The 22,561-nt window shown below is 55.1% G+C and carries 17 protein-coding genes and 1 riboswitch; of the genes, 11 read left to right on the forward strand and 6 right to left on the reverse strand.

Annotated features, from left to right (window positions below):
• Nucleotides 1–16: 16 nt before the first annotated feature.
• Together yjbE and pgi are read right to left on the reverse strand one after the other, a co-directional pair.
• Complete coding sequence (yjbE, locus tag ACPUC7_RS09655; protein WP_343552579.1) at nt 17–265, reverse strand: exopolysaccharide production protein YjbE; 249 nt, start codon at nt 263–265, stop codon at nt 17–19.
• Nucleotides 266–780: 515 nt separating this feature from the next.
• The gene (gene pgi, locus ACPUC7_RS09660; protein ID WP_494922775.1) at nt 781–2,427 is read right to left on the reverse strand and encodes a glucose-6-phosphate isomerase; all 1,647 of its coding nucleotides are present in this window, start codon (nt 2,425–2,427) and stop codon (nt 781–783) included.
• Between pgi and ACPUC7_RS09665 the strand changes: the two genes are divergently transcribed.
• The 4 genes from ACPUC7_RS09665 (at nt 2,404) to panS (ending at nt 6,527) form a co-directional block, all read left to right on the forward strand.
• Complete coding sequence (locus tag ACPUC7_RS09665; RefSeq protein WP_494922776.1) at nt 2,404–2,679, forward strand: hypothetical protein; 276 nt, start codon at nt 2,404–2,406, stop codon at nt 2,677–2,679. The genes pgi and ACPUC7_RS09665 overlap by 24 nt on opposite strands.
• A gap of 122 nt (nt 2,680–2,801) precedes the next feature.
• Nucleotides 2,802–2,996: riboswitch (Lysine riboswitch) on the forward strand.
• A gap of 113 nt (nt 2,997–3,109) precedes the next feature.
• Entirely contained in the window at nt 3,110–4,465 is a 1,356-nt protein-coding gene (gene lysC, locus ACPUC7_RS09670) for a lysine-sensitive aspartokinase 3 (protein WP_494922777.1), read from the forward strand.
• 264 nt (nt 4,466–4,729) lie between these two features.
• Complete coding sequence (aqpZ, locus tag ACPUC7_RS09675) at nt 4,730–5,422, forward strand: aquaporin Z (protein WP_494922778.1); 693 nt, start codon at nt 4,730–4,732, stop codon at nt 5,420–5,422.
• A gap of 181 nt (nt 5,423–5,603) precedes the next feature.
• Nucleotides 5,604–6,527 carry a ketopantoate/pantoate/pantothenate transporter PanS gene (gene panS, locus ACPUC7_RS09680; protein ID WP_343552574.1) on the forward strand — a complete coding sequence of 308 codons (924 nt, stop codon included), beginning with the start codon at nt 5,604–5,606 and terminating at the stop codon, nt 6,525–6,527.
• A 125-nt stretch (nt 6,528–6,652) separates the two neighbouring features.
• On the opposite strand, the gene ACPUC7_RS09685 is transcribed toward panS, so the two are convergent.
• Nucleotides 6,653–7,246: a YhgN family NAAT transporter gene (locus tag ACPUC7_RS09685; protein ID WP_494922779.1), complete on the reverse strand. Its 594-nt coding sequence runs from the start codon at nt 7,244–7,246 to the stop codon at nt 6,653–6,655.
• A gap of 197 nt (nt 7,247–7,443) precedes the next feature.
• Between ACPUC7_RS09685 and asd the strand changes: the two genes are divergently transcribed.
• The 6 genes from asd to glgP all read left to right on the forward strand — a co-directional run bounded on the left by asd (nt 7,444) and on the right by glgP (nt 18,338).
• Nucleotides 7,444–8,553, forward strand: a complete 1,110-nt coding sequence (gene asd, locus ACPUC7_RS09690; RefSeq protein ID WP_494922780.1) for an aspartate-semialdehyde dehydrogenase — start codon at nt 7,444–7,446, stop codon at nt 8,551–8,553.
• Nucleotides 8,554–8,910: 357 nt separating this feature from the next.
• Complete coding sequence (glgB, locus tag ACPUC7_RS09695; protein WP_494922781.1) at nt 8,911–11,097, forward strand: 1,4-alpha-glucan branching enzyme; 2,187 nt, start codon at nt 8,911–8,913, stop codon at nt 11,095–11,097.
• On the forward strand, nt 11,097–13,067 hold the full coding sequence (gene glgX, locus ACPUC7_RS09700; protein ID WP_494922782.1) for a glycogen debranching protein GlgX: 1,971 nt from the start codon (nt 11,097–11,099) through the stop codon (nt 13,065–13,067). Before glgB ends, glgX begins: the two co-directional genes overlap by 1 nt.
• 10 nt (nt 13,068–13,077) lie before the next feature.
• Nucleotides 13,078–14,370, forward strand: a complete 1,293-nt coding sequence (gene glgC / locus ACPUC7_RS09705; RefSeq protein WP_494922783.1) for a glucose-1-phosphate adenylyltransferase — start codon at nt 13,078–13,080, stop codon at nt 14,368–14,370.
• A gap of 65 nt (nt 14,371–14,435) precedes the next feature.
• On the forward strand, nt 14,436–15,869 hold the full coding sequence (glgA, locus tag ACPUC7_RS09710; RefSeq protein WP_343552569.1) for a glycogen synthase GlgA: 1,434 nt from the start codon (nt 14,436–14,438) through the stop codon (nt 15,867–15,869).
• A gap of 21 nt (nt 15,870–15,890) precedes the next feature.
• Nucleotides 15,891–18,338 (forward strand): glycogen phosphorylase, encoded by a 2,448-nt coding sequence (glgP, locus tag ACPUC7_RS09715; protein WP_494922784.1) that lies wholly within the window; start codon nt 15,891–15,893, stop codon nt 18,336–18,338.
• 109 nt (nt 18,339–18,447) lie between these two features.
• Here glgP and ACPUC7_RS09720 read toward each other — a convergent pair whose 3' ends face one another.
• The gene (locus ACPUC7_RS09720) at nt 18,448–19,005 is read right to left on the reverse strand and encodes a DcrB family lipoprotein (RefSeq protein ID WP_494922785.1); all 558 of its coding nucleotides are present in this window, start codon (nt 19,003–19,005) and stop codon (nt 18,448–18,450) included.
• A gap of 116 nt (nt 19,006–19,121) precedes the next feature.
• Complete coding sequence (locus ACPUC7_RS09725; protein ID WP_494922786.1) at nt 19,122–19,787, reverse strand: 7-cyano-7-deazaguanine/7-aminomethyl-7-deazaguanine transporter; 666 nt, start codon at nt 19,785–19,787, stop codon at nt 19,122–19,124.
• A gap of 195 nt (nt 19,788–19,982) precedes the next feature.
• Between ACPUC7_RS09725 and tusA the strand changes: the two genes are divergently transcribed.
• Nucleotides 19,983–20,228, forward strand: coding sequence for a sulfurtransferase TusA (tusA, locus tag ACPUC7_RS09730; protein ID WP_494922787.1), 246 nt, complete (start codon nt 19,983–19,985; stop codon nt 20,226–20,228).
• Here tusA and ACPUC7_RS09735 read toward each other — a convergent pair.
• The gene (locus ACPUC7_RS09735; protein WP_494922788.1) at nt 20,225–22,495 is read right to left on the reverse strand and encodes a zinc/cadmium/mercury/lead-transporting ATPase; all 2,271 of its coding nucleotides are present in this window, start codon (nt 22,493–22,495) and stop codon (nt 20,225–20,227) included. The genes tusA and ACPUC7_RS09735 overlap by 4 nt on opposite strands.
• Nucleotides 22,496–22,561 lie beyond the last annotated feature (66 nt).

Raw genomic sequence — 22,561 nt, forward strand, 5'->3', positions numbered from 1 at the left:
GCTTAAAGGTGCTACATCAACGAGTGGTGCTCGTTGTGGTGGTTGTTGTTGTACCGGTATTTGCACCGTCACCGCCGCCAGTAGCAGCAATGCCGAGACCCACTAACGCGCCGAGCGCGCCGATACCGACAGCGGTTGACGCGCCGGACGAGATTGCTCCCGCTTGCGCGCCTGCTGCAGCACCAGCTTCCTCTGGTGCGGCAATCGCAGCAGAAGAAACGGCGACGTAAAGTAAGGCTGCACCAGCAACCATCAGTTTTTTCATAACGTTTCCTGCATTTATAAAATGAATGAAGGATTTACCCAGATTTCGGGCGCGTTCAGTATAGGGCAACAAATTACCAGAGTTCAGCGCGAGGAAAAGAGGGTGGAATGTAAGGGCAATTCTGGTGATAAATAAGGCGAATTGGCGATAACTGCTTTTTTTAATGGCGATTATTTTTCACAGTGGAATAACTGATGGGATCTCGCTCTGGTGGCAGGATTTTTCACTTTTGCATTAACTATTGATATCAAAGGATAAAATTCAGAAAATACTGACGAGGGATAAATAAAAATAATAAATCTATCAGTGAGATAACCTATTTTGTCCCCATAATTAGGGCCATTCTTTATCGAGTGGCGTTCGGAATAATCTGCAAATAATGCGAATTTCCTTACTGCACTTTAAGAATTATCTAACCTTCTTGGCGCCAATAAATAGAAGCTTTGCGATTGTTATTCCATATTTGACATAAATAAGGCGGCTAATTAGCCGCCTTTGATCAATTGGCAGGAATATTAACGCCAGGATTTGTAGCGATTAATTAAGCCATTAGTGGAGCTATCGTGGCTGCTAATTTCCGCGTCATTTTCCAGCTCTGGCAGAATACGGTTCGCCAGCTGTTTGCCCAACTCAACTCCCCATTGGTCAAAGGTGAAGATGTTGAGGATCGCGCCTTGGGTGAAAATCTTGTGCTCATACAGCGCAATCAGCGCGCCGAGGCTGAACGGAGTGATTTCACGCAGCAAGATGGAGTTGGTCGGGCGGTTACCTTCAAACACTTTGAATGGCACGATGTGCGCGACGGACTCGGCTGATTTACCGGCATCGGTAAACTCTTTCTCTACCACATCACGTGATTTACCAAACGCCAGCGCTTCGGTCTGCGCGAAGAAGTTCGACAGCAGCTTCGGATGGTGATCGGCCAATACGTTGTGGCTCAGCGCCGGTGCGATGAAGTCGCAAGGAATCAGTTTGGTGCCCTGATGGATCAACTGATAAAACGCGTGCTGACCGTTGGTACCCGGCTCGCCCCAAATGATTGGGCCAGTTTGGTAATCCACTGGATTGCCTTCGCGGTCGACGTATTTACCGTTGGATTCCATGTTGCCCTGCTGGAAGTAAGCCGCAAAGCGATGCATATATTGGTCGTATGGCAGAATCGCTTCGGTTTCAGCACCGAAGAAGTTGTTATACCAGATACCAATCAGCGCCAGCAGCACCGGCAGGTTCTGCTCGGCAGGCGTGTTAGCGAAGTGCTTATCCATCGCATGCGCGCCGCTCAGCAACTGCTCGAAGTTCTCGAAACCAATCGACAGGATGATCGACAAACCAATCGCTGACCACAGTGAATAGCGACCGCCAACCCAATCCCAGAATTCGAACATGTTGTTGGTATCAATACCGAACTCGCCCACCGCTTTGCCGTTAGTCGATAGCGCAGCAAAGTGCTTGGCTACGTGCTGCTGATCGCCAGCGGTTTTCAGGAACCAGTCACGCGCGCTGTGGGCGTTGGTCATGGTTTCTTGCGTGGTGAAGGTTTTTGATGCCACGAGGAACAGCGTGGTTTCCGGGCTGAGATCTTTCAGGGTTTCGGCGATGTGCGTGCCATCAACGTTGGAAACGAAGTGCATGTTGAGGTGGTTTTTATACGGACGCAGCGCTTCGGTCACCATGAACGGACCGAGATCTGAACCGCCGATACCGATGTTCACCACGTCAGTGATGGCTTTGCCGGTATACCCTTTCCACTCGCCGCTGATGATGCGCTCGGAGAAGCCTTTCATCTTCGCCAGCACCGCGTTGACTTCTGGCATCACATCCTTGCCATCCACCACGATTGGCGTGTTGCTGCGGTTACGCAGGGCAACGTGCAACACCGCGCGCTCTTCCGTGCGGTTGATTTTCTCGCCGGAGAACATCGATTTAATCGCGCCCGCCAGATCGGTCTCTTTAGCCAGCGCCTGCAATTTTTCTAGCGTTTCAGCGGTGATGCGGTTTTTTGAGAAATCCACCAACATCTGGTCATCGAAAGTGGCAGAGAATTTCGCAAAACGATCGGCATCTTGGGCAAACAGGTCGGCGATTTGTACCGATTTCATCTGTTCAAAATGCTGTTGCAGCGCTTTCCAGGCTGCGGTTTGGGTCGGATTGATATTTTTCATGGCAACACTCTAGTTGAAATTAAAACCGTCATTCCATCCGGGGCATCCTGCTGGCCCGGCATCCATAGCATGCTTGCGACGCGAATTAGTATGACCACAGTTGCAAGCGAAGGGAAAAAATTTGTGACCGTGGCCGCAGCGTTTCAGTTTTATCCGGCGGTGATTTTGCGCAGCAACGCCGCAAACTTCTCTGTGCTGCATCAGAAAAAAGCCGCGTTTGTCTTAACTGCAAACCACTTTAGGGCGATGTGAGCCAGCGCGTTTGTTCTGCGATGCGCTTGTCGAAGTGTAAAAGTGAGAAATCCTCAAATTGCAGGGATGGACAGGGGGGAAAATAATCAGTAATTTATGCGCGCTACTTACACCTCCGGGTGTAAGCCAGAAGAGGCGCGTCGCCCAGGCAGTGTGTTTGAGGATCCGTATCCGCAGATAACACATCAGGGGGTGTGACGCCGAGGTGGGGCAACACGCGGGGTGTTGCACTGTCGGCTGCAGGGGCTGAATCCTCTGGGTTGTCACCAGAATCGTCCACAGTCGGACGGTTCGCAAGGTGAAGCGCTTTTGGTGACTTGTCTACTATGATCTTGTCCGCCCAATTCTGCTCTTCTCTTGTGCCTAGGCTGCTACTATGTCTTCCGTCGCCAAAAACGGAAGAAAGATAACCTGACACGGGGTTCGTTAAATGTCTCAAACTCTGATCGTGGCTAAATTTGGCGGCACTAGCGTTGCCGATTTCGATGCCATGAACCGCAGCGCGGATGTCGTGCTGTCTGATCCCAATACTCGTTTAGTGGTGCTCTCCGCTTCTGCTGGCGTGACCAACCTGCTGGTGGCGCTGGCGGAAGGCCGTGAACTCGAGCAGCGTGCACATTTGCTGGATGAAATCCGCAACATCCAATACGCCATCATCGATCGCTTGCAATCACCTGAGGTGATTCGCCAGGAAATTGATCGCATGTTGGAAAACATCGCGATGCTTTCTGAAGCCACCTCGCTGGCGACCTCACATGCTTTAACTGACGAACTGGTCAGCCACGGCGAGTTGATGTCAACGCTGCTGTTCGTCGAGATCCTGCGTGAGCGTCAGGTGAACAGCGAATGGTTTGATGTGCGCAAAGTGATGCGTACCAGCGATCGTTTTGGTCGTGCAGAACCGGAAGTTGCCACGCTGAAAGAGCTGACGGTTGCACAATTGCAGCCACGTGTGGCTGAAGCGCTGGTGGTGACGCAGGGCTTTATCGGCAGCGAAATCAAAGGCCGCACTACCACGCTGGGCCGTGGCGGCAGCGACTACACCGCAGCGTTGCTGGGTGAAGCGCTGCAGGCGGCGCGTATCGATATCTGGACCGATGTGGCCGGAATCTACACCACCGATCCACGCGTGGTGCCAACCGCCAAACGTATCGAAGAGATCACCTTCGAAGAAGCGGCGGAGATGGCGATCTTTGGCGCCAAGGTGCTGCATCCTGCCACGCTGCTGCCTGCGGTGCGCAGCGATATCCCAGTGTTTGTTGGTTCAAGCAAAGATCCGGCTGCTGGCGGAACACGCGTGTGCAACGAAACGCAGAATCCACCGCTGTTCCGCGCGCTGGCGTTACGCCGCAAGCAAACGCTGGTCACGCTGCACAGCCTGAATATGCTGCATGCACACGGCTTCCTCGCCGAAGTGTTTGCGATTCTGGCACGTCACAATATCTCGGTTGATCTGGTGACCACCTCTGAAGTGAGCGTGGCGTTAACGCTGGATAGCACCGGTTCCACCACCACCGGCGACAGCTTGCTAACTCAAGCGCTGCTTACTGAGCTCTCCTCGCTGTGCCGCGTGGAAGTGGAAGAGAACCTGGCGCTGGTGGCGATTATCGGCAACAACCTGTCGAAAGCCTGCGGTGTGGGCAAAGAAGTGTTCGGCGCGCTGGAGCCGTTCAATCTGCGCATGATCTGTTACGGCGCAAGCAGTTATAACCTGTGCTTCCTGGTGCCAACGCCAGATGCTGAAGAAGTGGTGCGCGCGCTGCATAAGAATCTTTTTGGTTCTTAAGGCAAATTTTTAGTGCATAAAATCAAGCCGGACATGGTCCGGCTTTTTTATTGGTAAATTTTACTAAACAATAAATTAAGCCCAGCGACGCCCAACTTTTCGCACCAGACATTTCTGATGATCCCGATTATTCCCGGCGAGAACCGTCTTGTTTTCGCTGAAATTGCCTAAAAATCACACTAATCTCTCAATCAGCGGTTGCGCTTTAATCGCCTAAAACGATAATCCCGCCGCGAAAACATTAAATTATTTGAGGGAATAGGTATGCAAAGATTGGTGGCAGAGAGTTTGGGCACGTTTGTGCTGGTTTTAGGCGGTTGCGGCAGTGCGGTATTGGCTGCGGCGTTTCCAGAGTTGGGGATTGGGTTTGCCGGTGTGGCGCTGGCGTTTGGTTTAACCGTGTTGGTGATGGCGTTTGCGGTTGGCCATATCTCAGGCGGCCATTTTAACCCAGCGGTAACCATCGGTTTAACCGTTGGCGGACGTTTCCCGGTGGGGCAGGTAGTGCCTTACATCATCGCGCAGTTGGTTGGCGCGATTGCCGCGGCAGGCGTGTTGTATCTGATCGCCAGCGGTAAAGCCGGTTTTGATGCGGCAGCCAGCGGCTTCGCCTCAAACGGTTACGGCGAGCATTCACCGGGCGGTTTCAGCCTGAATGCGGGCATGATCACCGAACTGGTGCTGACGGCGGTGTTCCTGATTGTGATCATGGGTGCGACTGATAAACGTGCGCCAGCAGGCTTTGCGCCGATTGCCATTGGCCTGGCGCTGACGCTGATTCACTTGGTGAGCATTCCGGTCACCAACACTTCCGTTAACCCGGCGCGCAGTACCGGCGTTGCCATCTTCCAGGGCGGCTGGGCATTAGAACAGCTGTGGATGTTCTGGCTGTTACCGATTATCGGTGCGGCGATTGGTGGTGCGATCTACCGCTTTTTACTGGAAAAAGCAGAGTAATTTCTAATCATTTCCGTGGATCGGCAGCAGCCGATCCGCATTTTCCCTCTGAAGCCACTTCCCGCCTTACGCCATGATAATGAAATGTTATGATCCCGCGTCCGCTGCTGTGGTCGTTCCCCGCGCGGCAATTCATCTGTGGCAACGCAACATAAATTAAAAAACCAATAGGAAGTGCTTCATGCTCGGCAAACTTACTCGCCTGTTCCCGCTCTGGGCCGTGCTGCTCTCAGTCGCGGCGTATTACTCTCCCTCGACTTTTCTCGGCATTGGCCCGTGGGTCACTTATCTGCTGATGCTGATTATGTTCGGCATGGGCGTCACGCTTAACATCGACGATTTCAAACGCGTGCTGGTGCGTCCCGCGCCGGTTATCGCTGGCACATTCCTGCACTATTTAGTGATGCCATTAGCGGCGTGGGGATTGGCGAAACTGTTCCAGATGCCCGCGGATCTGGCGGCGGGTATGATTCTGGTCGGCAGCGTCGCCAGCGGCACTGCTTCAAACGTGATGATCTACCTGGCAAAAGGCGATGTGGCGCTGTCGGTAACCATTTCATCGGTGTCGGCGCTGGTTGGTGTGTTCGCCACGCCGTTGCTGACGCGCTTCTATGTCGATACGCACATTCAGGTGGATGTGGTCGGCATGCTGCTGAGCATCGTGAAAATCGTGGTGATCCCGATTGGTCTCGGCCTTATTATTCATCACACCATGAATAGCGTAGTGCGTCGCGTTGAGCCGTATCTGCCAGCGTTTTCTATGCTGTGCATTTTGCTGATCATCAGCGCCGTTGTTGCTGGCAGCCAGGGCTTTATCGGTTCGGTCGGTTTGATGGTAATCGTGGCGGTGATTCTGCACAACGCGATTGGTCTGTTGGGCGGCTATTGGGGCGGCAAGCTGTTTGGTTTCGATGAGTCCACCTGCCGCACATTAGCGCTGGAAGTCGGCATGCAGAACTCCGGTTTGGCGGCCACGTTAGGCAAGCTTTACTTCTCGCCGCTGGCGGCCTTGCCGGGCGCATTGTTCTCGGTGTGGCATAACTTGTCAGGTTCACTGCTGGCCGGTTACTGGTCGGGTAAACCGATCGATAAAAAACAGAAATAATCGCGCCCGCCATGGAAGGTGATTTCGTAGGGTGCGTATTTATGCGCACCTGGTCGCCATGAATGGCGACCCTACAAGGAATTTGCGCGATTTTCGTAGGGTCGCCATTTATGGTGACCGCTAATTTACAGCTTCAGGTAAGTTCGAATCCCATCCAGGAACATCTGCGTCGCCAGCATAATCAAAATCAATCCCATCAAACGTTCCAGTGCATTCACGCCTTTATCGCCGAGCAAGCGTAAAAACAGTCCTGACATCAGCAAAATCACCACCGTCACGCCCCATGCGATCAGCAGCGCGCCGACTAAATGCGTCATTTGGTTGGGATATTGATGCGACAACAGCATCAGCGTCGCCAACAGTGACGGGCCAGCCACCAACGGAATTGCCAGCGGCACCAAAAACGGTTCTTCACCGGCCGGTAAGCCGCTGGTACTGGTTTCGCCAGAGGGGAAAATCATGCGGATGGCGATCAGGAACAGAATAATGCCGCCGGAAATCGACACCGTTTCGGTGCGCAGATTAAGAAACGCCAGAATGCGTTCACCGGCAAACAGAAACAGCAGCATCAGAATCAGCGCAATCAGCATTTCGCGCATCAGCACCACGCGGCGGCGCTTGGGTTCCAGATGTTTGAGCACCGACATAAAAATCGGCAGGTTGCCCAGCGGGTCCATAATCAGCAGCAGCAGTATGGTCGCGGATATCATTTCAGTCATGTTGGGTAGCCATTATTAGTTGTGTTGCTGAAAAAGTTAGGCTTATCGAATTAATTCACTTGCCAGAAGTGCTGCATTTTGTAGAGTTGACGGTCATAGGTAAACCTGATTATTACGCAGACGGACGGGAATATCCGGTCCGTCTTTTTCTCGCACTACACAGGGCTTCCTCTGAGAGAAGCCTGGACGGACAGAAAATGAAGAATGTAGGTTTTATTGGTTGGCGTGGCATGGTTGGCTCAGTGCTGATGTCACGCATGAGCGAAGAACGCGATTTTGATGTGATCAATCCGGTGTTCTTCTCCACGTCACAGCTTGGTCAGGCGGCACCGGCGTTCGGCGGCAAGTCGACCGGTGCGTTGCAGGATGCTTTTGATATCGAGGCGCTGAAAGCGTTGGATATTATCATCACCTGCCAGGGCGGCGATTACACCAGTGAAGTCTATCCGAAGCTGCGTGAAAGCGGCTGGCAGGGTTACTGGATTGATGCGGCGTCCACGCTGCGCATGAAAGATGACGCCATCATTATTCTCGATCCGGTTAACCACAACGTGATTCGCCAGGGCCTCGACAACGGCATCAAAACCTTTGTCGGCGGCAACTGCACCGTGAGCCTGATGCTGATGTCGCTCGGCGGCCTGTTCGCCAACGATTTGGTTGAGTGGGCTTCAGTGGCCACTTATCAGGCGGCCTCTGGCGGCGGCGCACGTCATATGCGTGAACTGCTGACGCAAATGGGCATGCTGCACGATCACGTGGCGAAATCGTTGCAAGATCCGGCTTCGGCGATTCTGGATATTGAACGCAGCGTGACCGATTTCACCCGTTCCGGCACCTTGCCAACCGATAACTTTGGCGTGCCGTTGGCGGGCAGCTTGATTCCGTGGATCGACAAGCAGCTGGATAACGGCCAGAGCCGCGAAGAGTGGAAAGGGCAGGCGGAAACCAACAAAATCCTGCGTACCAGCAGCGTGATTCCGGTGGATGGTTTGTGCGTGCGCGTCGGCGCGTTGCGCTGCCACAGCCAGGCGTTCACCCTGAAGCTGAAAAAAGACCTGCCGCTGAGCGAAATCGAACAGCTGCTGGCTTCGCATAACGAGTGGGTGAAAGTGGTGCCAAACGACCGCGAAATCACCATGCGTGAACTGACGCCAGCCGCCGTAACCGGCACGCTGACCACGCCAGTCGGTCGTCTGCGTAAACTGAACATGGGGCCGGAATACCTTTCTGCCTTCACCGTTGGCGACCAATTGCTGTGGGGCGCGGCGGAACCGCTGCGTCGCATGCTGCGTCTGCTGGTGGATTAAGCGCAGCGGTAAGCCAGACAGGCCGGGGTTTCCCGGCCTTTTTTATGTAACCCAGGCTGCAAAAATTAACCCAAATTGCGCCTGACAAGTGATCCGCTTCCCCTTTTTGCTCGCCCGACAAGAATTTTTCACGATCCTCCCTGGCTTCTGCCAGCCCCAAGCTATGATTTAACAGAGATGTGCCGGTTGTTAACTGTTTTTGTTTTTTCGAACTGAATAGTTGTTGTACACGGTGATGATCTTTCCCACGGACGGTTATGTCCTCGCGGTGTACCCCAAGGCTCAATGAAAAGCAGCGCACCCGAGGCGATAATCCTGCCGACTCTGGTCGCCTGCGCAAAATCATAGGAAGAAATCATGTCAGAGCTTCCCGATCGCCATGCGATCAATGCCCTTTTTGCCGGGAATTACGCCGATCCCTTCTCCTTGCTGGGAATGCATCAAACTGCTGAAGGCCTCGAAGTGCGTGCGCTGTTGCCAGATGCCTCTGATGTTTGGGTGATTGAAACCAGCACCGGACGCAAATGCGCGCAACTCAAATGTCTCGATTCACGCGGCTTCTTCTGCGGCGTGATCCCGCGTCGTAAAAACCTGTTTGGTTATCAACTGGCGGTCACCTGGCACGGCCAGCAAAACCTGATCGATGATGCCTATCGCTTTGGCCCGCTGTTGGCGGAGATGGATGCCTGGCTGCTGGGTGAAGGCACGCACATGCGCCCTTACGAAACCTTGGGCGCGCACGGCACCACCATTGATGGCGTGCACGGTACGCGCTTTGCGGTGTGGGCACCGAATGCGCGGCGCGTCTCGGTGGTGGGCGAATTCAACTTTTGGGATGGCCGTCGTCATCCGATGCGTTTCCGCCGTGAACTCGGCGTCTGGGAACTGTTTGTGCCGGGCGCGGTAAACGGGCAACTGTATAAATACGAAATCGTCGATGCCTCCGGTCAGATGCGCATCAAAGCCGATCCGTTTGCCTTTGAAGCGCAAATGCGCCCGCAAACCGCCTCAATGATTTGCGGCCTGCCGCCCAAAACCGAAATGCAGCCGCAGCGCAAAGCTGCCAATGCGTTCGATAAGCCGATTTCGATTTATGAAGTGCATCTCGGTTCGTGGCGTCGTCACGGCCACAACAACTATTGGCTGACTTACAAGGAGTTAGCCGAGCAGCTGATTCCTTACGTAAAAGAAATGGGTTTCACCCACATTGAACTGATGCCGATTAACGAGCATCCGTTCGACGGCAGTTGGGGCTATCAGCCGCTCGGCATGTACGCGCCGACGCGCCGGTTTGGCACGCGCGATGAGTTTCGTCACTTCGTGGCGGCGGCGCATGATGCCGGCATCAACGTGCTGCTTGATTGGGTGCCGGGCCATTTCCCCAGCGACGACTTTGGCTTGGCGAAATTCGATGGCACCGAACTGTACGAGCACAGCGATCCGCGCGAAGGTTTTCATCAGGACTGGAACACGCTGATCTACAACTTCGGCCGCCGCGAAGTCAGCAATTATCTCTCTGGCAACGCGTTGTACTGGATGGAGCGCTTCGGCATTGATGGCTTACGCGTCGATGCGGTGGCTTCGATGATCTATCGCGATTACAGCCGCGCCGAAGGTGAATGGGTGCCCAACGTGTTTGGCGGGCGCGAAAACCTCGAAGCCCTCTCTTTCCTGCGCCACACCAACCGCACACTGGGCGCCGCTGCGCCAGGCAGCGTCACCGTGGCGGAAGAGTCCACCGATTATCCCGGCGTGACGCGTCCATCGGAAGATGGCGGCCTCGGCTTCTGGTTCAAATGGAATCTCGGCTGGATGCACGACACGCTGGATTACATGAAACTCGATCCGGTACATCGTCGCTATCATCATCAGTTGATGACTTTCGGCATGCTCTACAACTACACCGAAAACTTTGTGCTGCCGCTGTCGCACGATGAAGTGGTACACGGCAAACGCTCGATCCTTGATCGCATGCCCGGCGATGCATGGCAGAAGTTTGCCAACCTGCGCGCGTATTACGGTTGGATGTGGGGCTTTCCCGGCAAGAAGCTGCAATTTATGGGCAACGAATTTGCCCAAGGCCGTGAGTGGAATCACGACAGCAGCCTCGACTGGCATCTGCTGGAAGGCGAAGACAACTGGCACAACGGCGTGCAGCGTTTGGTGCGCGATCTCAACCACAGCTACCAACATTTTGCCCCGCTGCATCAACTCGATTTCGATGCGCAAGGCTTTGAGTGGCTGGTGGTCGACGATCACGAAAACTCAGTATTCGTGTTTGTGCGACGCGATCGCGAAGGCAATGAAATCATCGTTGCCAGCAACTTTACGCCGGTCACCCGCCAAAATTATCGTTTTGGCGTTAATCAACGTGGCGGCTGGCGCGAGGTGATGAACACCGATCAGCACGACTATCACGGCAGCGATACGCGCAATCACGGCGTGGTGCACACCGATGACATTGCCAGCCACGGGCGACCGCAATCGCTGAGTTTGACCTTGCCACCGCTGGCAACCATCTGGCTGGTGCGGGAGGGCGATTGATGCTGGAACCGGGGCAGCCATCGCCGTTGGGCGCGCATTACGATGGGCGCGGCGTTAACTTCACGCTGTTTTCCCAGAACGCTGAACACGTTGAACTGTGCCTGTTTGACGCGGATGGCGTTGAGCGCCGTTTCCCGTTGCCAGCGCGCAGCGGCGATATCTGGCACGGCTATTATCCGGCGCTAAAACCTGGTCAGCGTTATGGCTATCGTGTGCATGGCCCGTGGGCACCGCGACAAGGACATCGTTTTAATCCGGCCAAATTGCTGGTCGATCCTTGCGCCAAAGCGGTCACCAGCGATGTCGCCGACGATGCGCGTTTTAACGGCGGCGAGCAGGAAATCGATGTGCAGGACAGCGCGGCGGTCGCGCCGAAATCGCTGGTGATCGCCGACGATTTTAATTGGGAGGATGACCAAGCGCCGCGCACGCCGTGGGGTAACACGGTGATTTATGAAGCGCACGTGCGCGGCTTGACTCAGCAGCATCCGGAAATTCCGGAAACGCTGCGCGGGACTTATGCGGCGTTAGGTCATCCTGTTATGGTGAAGTACTTGCGCCATCTTGGCATTACCGCGCTGGAGTTGCTGCCGATTGCGCAGTTCACCAGCGAGCCGCGCCTGCGACGCTTAGGCTTGAGCAACTATTGGGGCTACAACCCGTTTGCTTTATGGGCGGTGGATGCGCGTTATGCATCCAGTGAATCGCCGTTGCAGGAGTTTAAGCAGGCGGTGAAAGCGCTGCATGCCGCCGGTATCGAAGTGATCCTCGATGTGGTGTTTAACCACACCGCCGAGCTGGAAGAGATTGGGCCGACGATTTCCCTGCGCGGCGTGGATAACGCCAGCTATTACTGGCTGGATGGCAACGGTGAATACCAAAACTGGACTGGCTGCGGCAACACGCTGAATCTCAGCCATCCACAGGTGCTGGAGTGGGCGCTAGAAGCGCTGCGTTATTGGGTACGCGAATGCCACGTTGATGGTTTCCGTTTTGACCTCGCCAGCGTATTGGGGCGCACACCGGAATTCCGTCAGGATGCGCCGCTGTTTGCCGCCATCAAAGCCTGCCCGCTGCTGTCGCAGGTCAAACTGATTGCCGAACCGTGGGACATCGGCCCCGGCGGTTATCAGGTGGGTAACTTTCCGGTGGATTTTGCCGAGTGGAACGACCATTTTCGCGATGCGGCGCGCCGTTACTGGCTGCACGGCCAGCTTAACAACGGCGATTTTGCCCGCCGTTTTGCCGCATCCAGCGACGTATTCCAGCGTGAGGCGCGCTTGCCGCACGCCAGCATCAATCTCATAACCGCCCACGACGGCTTCACGCTGCGCGACGTGGTGAGCTTCAACAACAAACATAATCAGGCCAACGGCGAAGACAATCGCGATGGCAGCAGCAATAACTTCAGCCATAACCATGGCAAAGAGGGATTGCAGGTTAATTTCGACATCGTTGAGCGGCGGCGGCGTAGCGTGCATGGATTACTCACCACGTTATTGCTGGCGCAGGGCACGCCGATGCTGCTGGCCGGTGACGAACGCGGTCACAGCCAGCACGGCAACAATAATGCCTATTGCCAGGACAATCCTCTGACCTGGCTGAGTTGGCAACACGATGATTTAGGACTGGTCGACTTCACTGCCGCATTGATTCATCTGCGCCAGCGCATTCCCGCGCTGACGGCGGATGGCTGGTGGCAGGAAGGCGACGGCAACGTGCAGTGGTTGAATGCCAGCGGCAAACCACTGAGTAACGACGAGTGGGAACAGGGGACGCACAGAATGCAGATCCTGCTCTCCAGCCGCTGGTTAATAACAATAAACGCCACGGACTCGGTGAACGATGTCGCCTTACCAGACGGAGAGTGGCGTGCCATTCCTCCTTTCGCCGGGGAAGATAACCCCATCCTGACAACTGTCTGGCACGGTCCCGCGCACGGTGTGTGTGTGTTCCTAAAGCAATCATAAGGAGTCAGACATGGTTAAATTAGATAGAACAGATCATCTGATGCTGGCGCGCCAGCTCCCTACACAAACGGTTGCCCTGATCCTTGCTGGCGGACGAGGAACGCGTCTGAAAGATCTTACCGCGAAACGCGCCAAACCTGCCGTGCACTTCGGCGGCAAGTTCCGCATCATCGACTTTGCGCTGTCCAACTGCATCAACTCGGGCATCCGGCGCATCGGCGTGATCACCCAATATCAGTCACATACGCTGGTGCAGCACATCCAGCGTGGCTGGTCGCTGTTCAACGAAGAGATGAACGAATTTGTCGATTTGCTGCCCGCGCAGCAGCGCGCCGCGACCGAACATTGGTATCGCGGTACCGCCGATGCGGTGTCGCAGAACCTCGACATTATTCGCCGCTACAACGCGCAGTACATCGTGATCCTCGCCGGCGATCACATCTACAAAATGGACTATTCGCGTATGTTGCTCGATCACGCCGATCGTGGCGCGAAATGCACTATTGCCTGCTTGCCAGTGCCGCTCGCCGAAGCCACGGCGTTTGGGGTGATGGCGGTGGATGCCGACAATAATGTGATCGATTTTGTCGAAAAACCGCCGAAACCGCCGTCTATGCCGGGCGACGACAGCAAGGCGCTGGCCAGCATGGGCATTTACGTGTTCAACGCGGATTATCTCTATCAATTGCTGGAAGAGGATTTGCAGATTCCAGAATCGAGCCACGATTTTGGCAAGGATTTACTGCCGAAAATTGTCGCCAGCGGCGAGGCCTACGCGCACTCCTTCACGCTCTCCTGCGTGCAAGTAGACGAAAGCGCGGAACCTTACTGGCGCGATGTCGGCACGCTGGAAGCATACTGGCGCGCCAATCTGGATCTGGCTTCAGTCACCCCCGAACTGGATATGTACGACCACACCTGGCCGATTCGTACCCACATGGAGCCGCTGCCACCAGCGAAATTTGTGCAGGACCGTTCCGGTAGCCACGGCATGACGATGAACTCGCTGGTTTCCGGCGGCTGCATTATTTCGGGTTCGGTAGTGGTGAACTCGGTGCTGTTCCCGCGCGTGCGCATCAACTCATTTTGCAATATCGACTCGTCGGTGCTGTTACCGGACGTGGTGGTCAATCGTTCCTGCCGTTTACGTCGCTGCGTGATTGATCGCGCCTGCGAAATCCCAGAAGGCATGGTGATTGGCGAAAACCCCGATGACGACAGCCGCCGTTTTTACCGTTCAGAAGAGGGCATCGTACTGGTGACGCGCGCCATGCTGGCCAAATTGGCCGGAGCGGGTCAGTAAGTAACGACAAGGCATACAGCAATTCGCCGCGGGGAACGCAGGCGAACACACAATAGGGGTTCAGGATGCAGGTTTTACATGTCTGTTCAGAGCTTTTCCCGCTGTTGAAAACCGGCGGACTGGCTGATGTCGTCGGTGCATTACCACAGGCGCAAATAGCCGATGGTACGGATGCGCGGGTGTTAATACCCGCCTATCCGGATCTGCGTAAAGGGATTCCTGATACTGAAACGCTGGCGGAGTTACAAACTTTTGCTGGACCGGTTCGCTTGCTTTTTGGACAATTCAACGGTGTTGGCATTTATTTAATTGATGCGCCGGGATTGTACGAACGTCCCGGTAGCCCGTACCACGACACCTCGCAGTTTGCGTATGTCGATAACTATCTGCGCTTTGCCTTGCTGGGGTGGATGGGCGCGGAGATTGCCAGCGGGCTGGATTTCAATTGGCAGCCGGACATCGTGCATGCGCATGATTGGCATGCCGGATTAACCTGCGCCTACATCGCGGCGCGCGGACGCCCGGCGAAGACGGTGTTTACCGTGCACAACCTGGCGTACCAAGGACTGTTTTCGGCGCGTCATTTAGATGAGATTGAGATCCCGCGTGCTTTCTTTGATATGCACGGATTGGAGTTCTTCGGGCAGATTTCTTATCTCAAGGCGGGCCTGTTCTATGCCGATCATATTACGGCGGTCAGTCCCACTTACGCGCTGGAGATTACCCGCCCGGAGTTCGGCTATGGCATGGAAGCGCTGCTGGAGCAGCGACTGCGCGAAGGTCGGCTCAGCGGCATTTTGAATGGCGTCGATCCGGGGATTTGGGACCCGGCGCATGATTTATTGCTCACCGCGCGCTACGACAGCGAAACGCTGGAGAGCAAGGCGGAAAACAAGCGCCAGCTGCAAATTGCCATGGGCTTGAAGGTCGATGACAAAGCGCCGGTGTTCTGCGTTATCAGTCGTCTGACCAAGCAAAAAGGGCTGGATTTGGTGCTAGAGGCGCTGCCGGGTTTATTGGCGCAAGGCGGCCAACTGGTGCTGCTTGGCCAGGGCGATGCCGAACTGCAACAAGGTTTTCTCGCCGCGGCGGCGGAACATCCGGGCCGCGTTGGGGTACAAATTGGTTATCACGAAGCCTTCTCGCACCGCATTGTCGGTGGCGCGGATGTGATTATGGTGCCAAGCCGTTTTGAGCCGTGCGGACTGACACAACTGTACGGTTTGAAATACGGCACGCTGCCGCTGGTCCGCCGCACGGGTGGGTTGGCGGATACGGTGCAAGACAGTTCGCTGGAGAACCTCGCCGACGGCGTGGCCAGCGGTTTTACCTTTGAAGACAGTAATGCCTGGTCGCTGCTGCGAGCGATTCGGCGCGCATTTGTTCTGTGGTCTCGACCTGCACTCTGGCGATACGTTCAGCGGCAGGCAATGGGGATGGATTTTAGTTGGCAGGTGGCAGCACAAGCCTACCGCGATCTTTATCAACGTTTGCTGTAATGAGAGATTGGGATACTTGATATGAATGCACCTTTCACCTACGCCTCACCCACCTTGACGGTTGACGCGTTGAAGCACTCGATTGCCTATAAACTCATGTTTACTATCGGTAAAGATCCTTCCATCGCCAATAAGCATGAGTGGCTCAACGCCGCGTTGCTGGCGGTGCGCGATCGTATGGTGGAACGCTGGCTGCGCTCCAGCCGTGCGCAACTTTCTCAGGATGTACGCCAGGTTTATTACCTATCGATGGAGTTCCTGATGGGACGCACGCTGGGTAACGCGTTGCTGGCGATGGGCATTTATGACGATCTCAATCAGGCGCTGGATGAGATGGGATTGGATCTCAGCGAGCTGATGGAAGAGGAGAACGATCCTGGCCTCGGCAACGGCGGTTTGGGGCGTTTGGCGGCCTGCTTCCTCGATTCACTGGCGACGCTGGGTTTGCCGGGACGCGGCTACGGCATTCGTTACGATTACGGCATGTTCAAGCAGAACATCGTCGATGGGCAACAGCGTGAATCGCCAGATTATTGGCTGGAATACGGCAATCCGTGGGAATTCCAGCGTTTTAATACTCGCTACAAAATACGTTTCGGCGGCCGTTTGCAGCACGAAGGCGCGCGCGTGCGTTGGGTTGAAACCGAAGAGATCGTGGCAATGGCTTACGATCAGATCATCCCTGGATTTGATACCGATGCCACCAACACGCTGCGTCTGTGGGGCGCGCAAGCCAGTAATGAAATCAATCTCGGCAAGTTTAATCAGGGCGATTACTTCGCTGCGGTAGAAGATAAAAACCATTCGGAAAACGTCTCGCGCGTGCTCTATCCGGATGATTCAACCTATTCGGGGCGCGAGCTGCGCTTGCGTCAGGAGTATTTCCTCGTCTCCTCGACGGTGCAGGACATTCTCAACCGCCACTGGCAGATGCACGAAACCTGGGACAATCTGGCGGATAAAATCGCCATTCACCTCAACGACACCCATCCGGTGCTGGCGATTCCCGAGCTGATGCGCATTCTGATTGATGAGCAGAAGTTTAGCTGGGACGATGCGTTTGAAGTGACTTGCCAGGTGTTCTCCTACACCAACCACACCTTGATGACTGAAGCGCTGGAAACCTGGCCGGTGGATATGATCGGCAAAATCCTGCCGCGTCATCTCAGCATCATCTTTGAAATCAATGACTACTTCCTGAAAACCATCCAGGACTATTATCCGGATGATTGGGAGTTGATGTCGCGTATCTCGATCATCGATGAAAACGATGGCCGCCGCATTCGCATGGCGTGGCTGGCGGTGGTGGTGAGCCACAAAGTGAATGGCGTGTCTGAATTGCACTCCAATTTGATGGTGCAATCGCTGTTCGCTGATTTTGCACGTTTGTTCCCTGGCCGCTTCTGCAATAAAACCAATGGCGTTACGCCACGCCGCTGGCTGGCACTGGCGAACCCGGCGCTGTCGGAAGTGTTGGATGAAGCGATTGGCCGCAATTGGCGTACCGATCTCGGCCAGCTTAATGAACTGACCACACAAATCGATTATCCGGCGTTTATCGAGCAGATCGCCGATGCCAAGTTTGCCAACAAAAAACGTCTGGCCGATTGGGTAGCCAAGAACATGGATATCGTGCTTGATCCGCATGCACTGTTCGATGTGCAAATCAAACGCATCCACGAATATAAGCGCCAGCTGCTCAATGTGTTACACGTGATCACGCGTTACAACCGCATCAAAGCCGATCCCACGGCGGAATGGGTGCCGCGCGTCAATATCTTCGCTGGCAAGGCGGCCTCGGCCTATTACGTGGCGAAGCACATCATCCACTTGATCAACGATGTCGCCAATGTGATCAACAACGATCCGCAGGTGAAGAACAAGCTGAAGGTGGTGTTCATCCCGAACTATGGCGTGAGCCTGGCGCAGATCATTATCCCGGCGGCGGATCTCTCGGAGCAGATTTCTACCGCGGGAACGGAAGCGTCGGGCACCAGTAACATGAAGTTCGCGCTGAACGGCGCGTTAACTATCGGCACGCTGGATGGTGCTAACGTCGAGATGCTGGAGCATGTTGGCAAGGAGAACATCTTTATCTTCGGCAACACCACGCCGCAGGTCGAGAAGTTGCGCAAAGAGGGCTACAACCCGCGTAAATATTACGAAGAGGATGCGGAACTGCATCAGGCGTTGACGCAAATCGCCAGCGGCGTGTTCAGTCCACAAGAACCGGGACGCTATCGCAATCTGTTTGATGCGCTGGTGAATTTCGGCGATCACTATCAGCTGTTGGCGGATTATCGCAGTTATGTCGATACGCAAGACAAGGTGGATAAGTTGTATCTGCAGCCGGAGAAGTGGCAGCGCAGCGCAGCGTTGAATATCGCCAATATGGGGTATTTCTCGGCGGACCGCACCATTCAGGAATACGCGGATGAGATCTGGCACATTTCGCCAGTGAGGTTGTAAAACCGGTTTTGAAATCCAGGTCGCCATGAATGGCGACCCTACGAAAACCGTACTGAGCCTTGGTAGGGTCGCCATTCATGGCGACCGTTTAACGCGCAGTTTTTAGGGCTTATTTCAGCGTGATGCTTTTCACGATGCTGTCTGCATCGCTTTGCGCTTGCTGTTGATTATCGGCTGGCAAGGTGATTTGTAGGGTCAACAATTTGCCGTCCACTTTTGCCAAAATCACCGAAGACCATGAAGTCTGATTGTTGGCCGAAATCACGGTATCCAACTGCTGCGCTTGCTGATCTTTCAACGTTACCGCTTTGTTCGCCACCACTTGCAACTGTGGATCGCGGCTGCGTTGCTGCTGTTCCAGACGCTGTGCTAACGCATCCAGCCCTTCGTTGGTTGGATCGCCCGCAATCACAATAATCGCGCGCTGCCCGGTTTCATCGGCATAAACGTGCATGTTGGTCGATTCAGAACCAAGTTTGCCGCTCTTATCAGACATGCCCGCTGGCAGTGAGAAGCTCAGCTTGCCATCCATCAGGTTAACCGTCTGAGCAGACTGGCTGGCGCTCGCGCCATTGCTGTCCGCCGCTGCATCATCTTTCTTCTGGTCACATGCCGCCAGGCCGATGACTAACAGGCCAATACCCACATATTTCACTACGTTACGCATTCTTATCCCTTTTACATGATTCCAGTCAGGCGTTATCAAAACGGAATCGGCGGTCAAAAGCAACCGCCGGAGTGTCAGGAAATCTTAGCGTGATATAACGTAAGGTATACGTGCAATTAGCCGAAATTGATCTGCCGCTGCGCAGAACGCTCGGCTAAACGCTTCAGCATGGCATTGAGCAATACGCCGTAAGCGGGCAGGAAGAAAATCATGCAGATCAGCACTTTGAAGCTGTAATCCACTAAGGCGATTTCGACCCAATGCGCCGCCATAAACGGATCGGTGCTTTTGTAGAAGGCGATGAAAAAGAAGGCCAACGTATCGCTGATATTGCCGAGGAACATCGCGGTCGCCGGGGCAATCCACCACTGCGGTAAAAGGCGCAAACGGTTAAAAACATGCACATCGAGAATCTGCCCTAACGCATAAGCCATAAAGCTGGCGCAGGCGATACGTGCAACAAACAGGTTCACCTCTTCCAGCGAAGCCCAACCTTGCCACGCGCCTTGGTAAAACACGCATGAAACAATGTAGGAGATCACCAGCGCCGGAATCATCACGGCAAGAATGATGCGACGAGCCAGCGGCGCGCCAAAGATGCGCACGGTAAGATCGGTAGCAAGGAAGATAAACGGGAAACTAAACGCGCCCCACGTGGTGTGGAAACCGAAGATCGAAACCGGTAGCTGTACCAGATAGTTACTGGAAGTGATCACCAGCAGGTGGAAAAGCGATAGCCAAAACAGCGCGTGCATGCGCTGACGTGCGGAAAAGTTGATCATCTCTAACCTTTTTGAAAAGTGGGGTGAGGGAACCCATTGCTGCTGAATAACACAGCGATAAATAAAAAATCGGGCGGCATCTTAGCGCGTTGCGCAAATTATGCAATGGTTAATTTTAACGCAATCGTTATCGCCTTGCGTTGGCTAATAAGCGCGCTAGAATGTGCGCCCATCACCAATAACAGACAGAGAATTATGAGCGATCCCTTTTCTGCGTTTGACCATCAACTGGATGCGCTGGGCCTGCGTTGCCCAGAGCCGGTGATGATGGTGCGTAAAGCGGTGCGCGGCATGCAAACCGGTGAGACCTTGCTGATCATCGCCGATGATCCGGCGACAACGCGCGATATTCCCGGTTTTTGCCGCTTTATGGAACATCAGTTGCTGGCACAGCAAACTGAAACCTTGCCGTACCAGTTCCTGATTCAAAAAGGCGCTTAACGCTGGCGCAGCAGTCGCAGCGCATTCGCCGTGACCAAGGCGGTGGCGCCGGAATCGGCGAGCACCGCTAACCACAATCCGGTGAAGCCGAGCAGCGTGGTGACCAGGAAAATTGCCTTCAATCCCAATGCCAACGCAATGTTCTGACGAATAATGGCGCGCGTGCGCCGTGCCAATCGCAGCGTGCGTGGCAGAATCGCCAGCTGATTTTGCGTTAATGCCACATCGGCGGCTTCCAGTGCCACGTCCGTGCCACTGCCCATCGCAATACCAATCGTCGCCGCTTTCATGGCCGGTGCATCGTTGATGCCATCGCCCACCATCGCCAGTGATTGTTGCGCGCCTAAGCTTTTCACCGCTTCGACTTTATCGGCGGGTAACAGGCCAGCGCGATAATCAATCTGCAACTGAGCGGCAATGTTGGCTGCGGTGCGCGCGTTATCGCCGGTAAGCATCACGCTGTTCACGCCCAATGCGCGCAGTTCCGCCAGCGCACTTGCCGCTTCGGCACGCAGCTGATCCTGCAATGCCAGCGCGCCGAGCACCACGCCATCTTGCAACAGCAGCACCACGGTTTGGCCTTGCGCTTCCCAATTCGCAATCTGCTGTTGTTGGGCTAGGTCGAGGTTTTTGGCTTCGCGCGGCGTCAGTAATTGATAAGTCACGTCGCCGATTTGTGCGCGAATACCGCTGCCGATCAGCGTTTGCTGATGCGATGCGGCAGGTATGTCCAGCGTGCGACGTTCGGCCTCACGAACAATCGCCTGCGCCAGTGGATGGGTAGAACCTTGTTCAACCGCCGCCGCGATGCGCAGCACACTGTTTTCATCCATCGCGTTGAATGCGTGAATCAGACTGATTTGCGGCTTGCCAGCTGTCAGCGTGCCGGTTTTATCAAACGCCATCATGTTGACGCGGCTCAAGCGCTCCAGCGCCGCGCCGCCTTTGATCAGCGCGCCTTGGCGTGCGGCGGCGGCCAATCCGGAGGTGATCGCCGCGGGTGTGGAGATCACCAACGCACACGGGCATCCAATTAGCAGCAGCGTCAATCCTTTATAGATCCACGGTTGCCATTCACCCAAACCCAGCAGCGGCGGCAGTACCATCACCAGCAGCGCCAGCAGCATAATCGCTGGGGTATACAGGCGGCTGAAGCGATCGATAAAACGCTCGACTGGCGCGCGGTGGCTTTCGGCTTCTTCAATCAGTTGCAGGATGCGATCAATCGCACTTTGGCCGGGTTGGGAAATCACTTTGAGCTGCACCAGACGATCGAGGCTGGTGGCGCCCGCCATGATTTGCTCACCTGGTTCACGCGCCACCGGCAGCGATTCGCCGGTCAGCGCGCTTTCATCAAAGCTGGCGGCGGCTTGCATTAATTCGCCATCTGCCGGAAGACGTCCGCCTGCGGCTACTTCAATCACATCGCCGGGACGCAGCGCATCCAGTGCAACCTGTTCGCGCACATTCCCACGAATACGCGTGGCGGTATCCGGGCGCAGCGCCATCAGCGCGGTAACGCCTTTGCGTGCGCGTGCTGCCGCGTAAGCTTCTAGACGTTCGCCCAGTTGAAACAGTAGCAGCACCATCGCGGCTTCGGCATGCGCGCCAATCACCAGCGCACCGGCGGCGGCAATCGTCATTAACATCTCAATGCTGAACGGCGAACCGTTACGCAGCAGCTTCCACGCGCTGCGGGCGATAGGTGCGAGACCAACCAAGGTGGTGGCGATAAACAGACGATCGCCCCAAACCGGCGCAACCTGGCTCAGTAGCCAACTGGCGAGCATCAAAACGGCCAGCAGCAACAAACCGGCATTTTCCTGCCAGCGGCTTACGGGTTGGGTGGGGGATTGCGGATCGTTAGAGGTAAGTGTGAATCCGGCATCTTTCACCACTTGTTCAATGGTGACGCGGATATCCTGGTCGGCATCGACCAGCAGTTTTTCACTGGCAAAAATAACGCGTGCTTGTTGGACCTGCGGTACACGCTGCACGGCGGTTTCGATTTTTCGTGCGCAGCTCGGGCAATCCATGCCAGCAATTTGCCAGCGGAATTGATGGGATGTTAACGCGGGCCTGTCACTTTCGGCGTCGCTTTCGCCGCCGGGTGATTCGTCTGCGCAACAGCCGCAATCACTGTTGGGCGTAACCGGCTGAACGGCGGAAATCTTCAAGGAAGTGGGTTTGATGCTGCTGATTGAGCACAGCGGCTTAGGCTGGCTGTGGGATTTGCCACAGCGGCATGCGTGAGTGTGTTGATGCATACAACCTCCGGAATCAGGGGCGGGCAAATGCCCGCGTCCTTATCCTACACTCTGGAGTCGACTCCA

The organism is Pantoea sp. CFCC18179 (genome assembly GCF_059412405.1).

Coding starts and splice junctions, on each gene's coding strand:
- yjbE (WP_343552579.1), bottom strand. CDS start 265: ATGAAAAAACTGATGGTTGCTGGTGCAGCCTTACTTTACGTCGCCGTT.
- pgi (WP_494922775.1), bottom strand. CDS start 2,427: ATGAAAAATATCAATCCGACCCAAACCGCAGCCTGGAAAGCGCTGCAA.
- lysC (WP_494922777.1), top strand. CDS start 3,110: ATGTCTCAAACTCTGATCGTGGCTAAATTTGGCGGCACTAGCGTTGCC.
- aqpZ (WP_494922778.1), top strand. CDS start 4,730: ATGCAAAGATTGGTGGCAGAGAGTTTGGGCACGTTTGTGCTGGTTTTA.
- panS (WP_343552574.1), top strand. CDS start 5,604: ATGCTCGGCAAACTTACTCGCCTGTTCCCGCTCTGGGCCGTGCTGCTC.
- ACPUC7_RS09685 (WP_494922779.1), bottom strand. CDS start 7,246: ATGACTGAAATGATATCCGCGACCATACTGCTGCTGCTGATTATGGAC.
- asd (WP_494922780.1), top strand. CDS start 7,444: ATGAAGAATGTAGGTTTTATTGGTTGGCGTGGCATGGTTGGCTCAGTG.
- glgB (WP_494922781.1), top strand. CDS start 8,911: ATGTCAGAGCTTCCCGATCGCCATGCGATCAATGCCCTTTTTGCCGGG.
- glgX (WP_494922782.1), top strand. CDS start 11,097: ATGCTGGAACCGGGGCAGCCATCGCCGTTGGGCGCGCATTACGATGGG.
- glgC (WP_494922783.1), top strand. CDS start 13,078: ATGGTTAAATTAGATAGAACAGATCATCTGATGCTGGCGCGCCAGCTC.
- glgA (WP_343552569.1), top strand. CDS start 14,436: ATGCAGGTTTTACATGTCTGTTCAGAGCTTTTCCCGCTGTTGAAAACC.
- glgP (WP_494922784.1), top strand. CDS start 15,891: ATGAATGCACCTTTCACCTACGCCTCACCCACCTTGACGGTTGACGCG.
- ACPUC7_RS09720 (WP_494922785.1), bottom strand. CDS start 19,005: ATGCGTAACGTAGTGAAATATGTGGGTATTGGCCTGTTAGTCATCGGC.
- ACPUC7_RS09725 (WP_494922786.1), bottom strand. CDS start 19,787: ATGATCAACTTTTCCGCACGTCAGCGCATGCACGCGCTGTTTTGGCTA.
- tusA (WP_494922787.1), top strand. CDS start 19,983: ATGAGCGATCCCTTTTCTGCGTTTGACCATCAACTGGATGCGCTGGGC.
- ACPUC7_RS09735 (WP_494922788.1), bottom strand. CDS start 22,495: ATGCATCAACACACTCACGCATGCCGCTGTGGCAAATCCCACAGCCAG.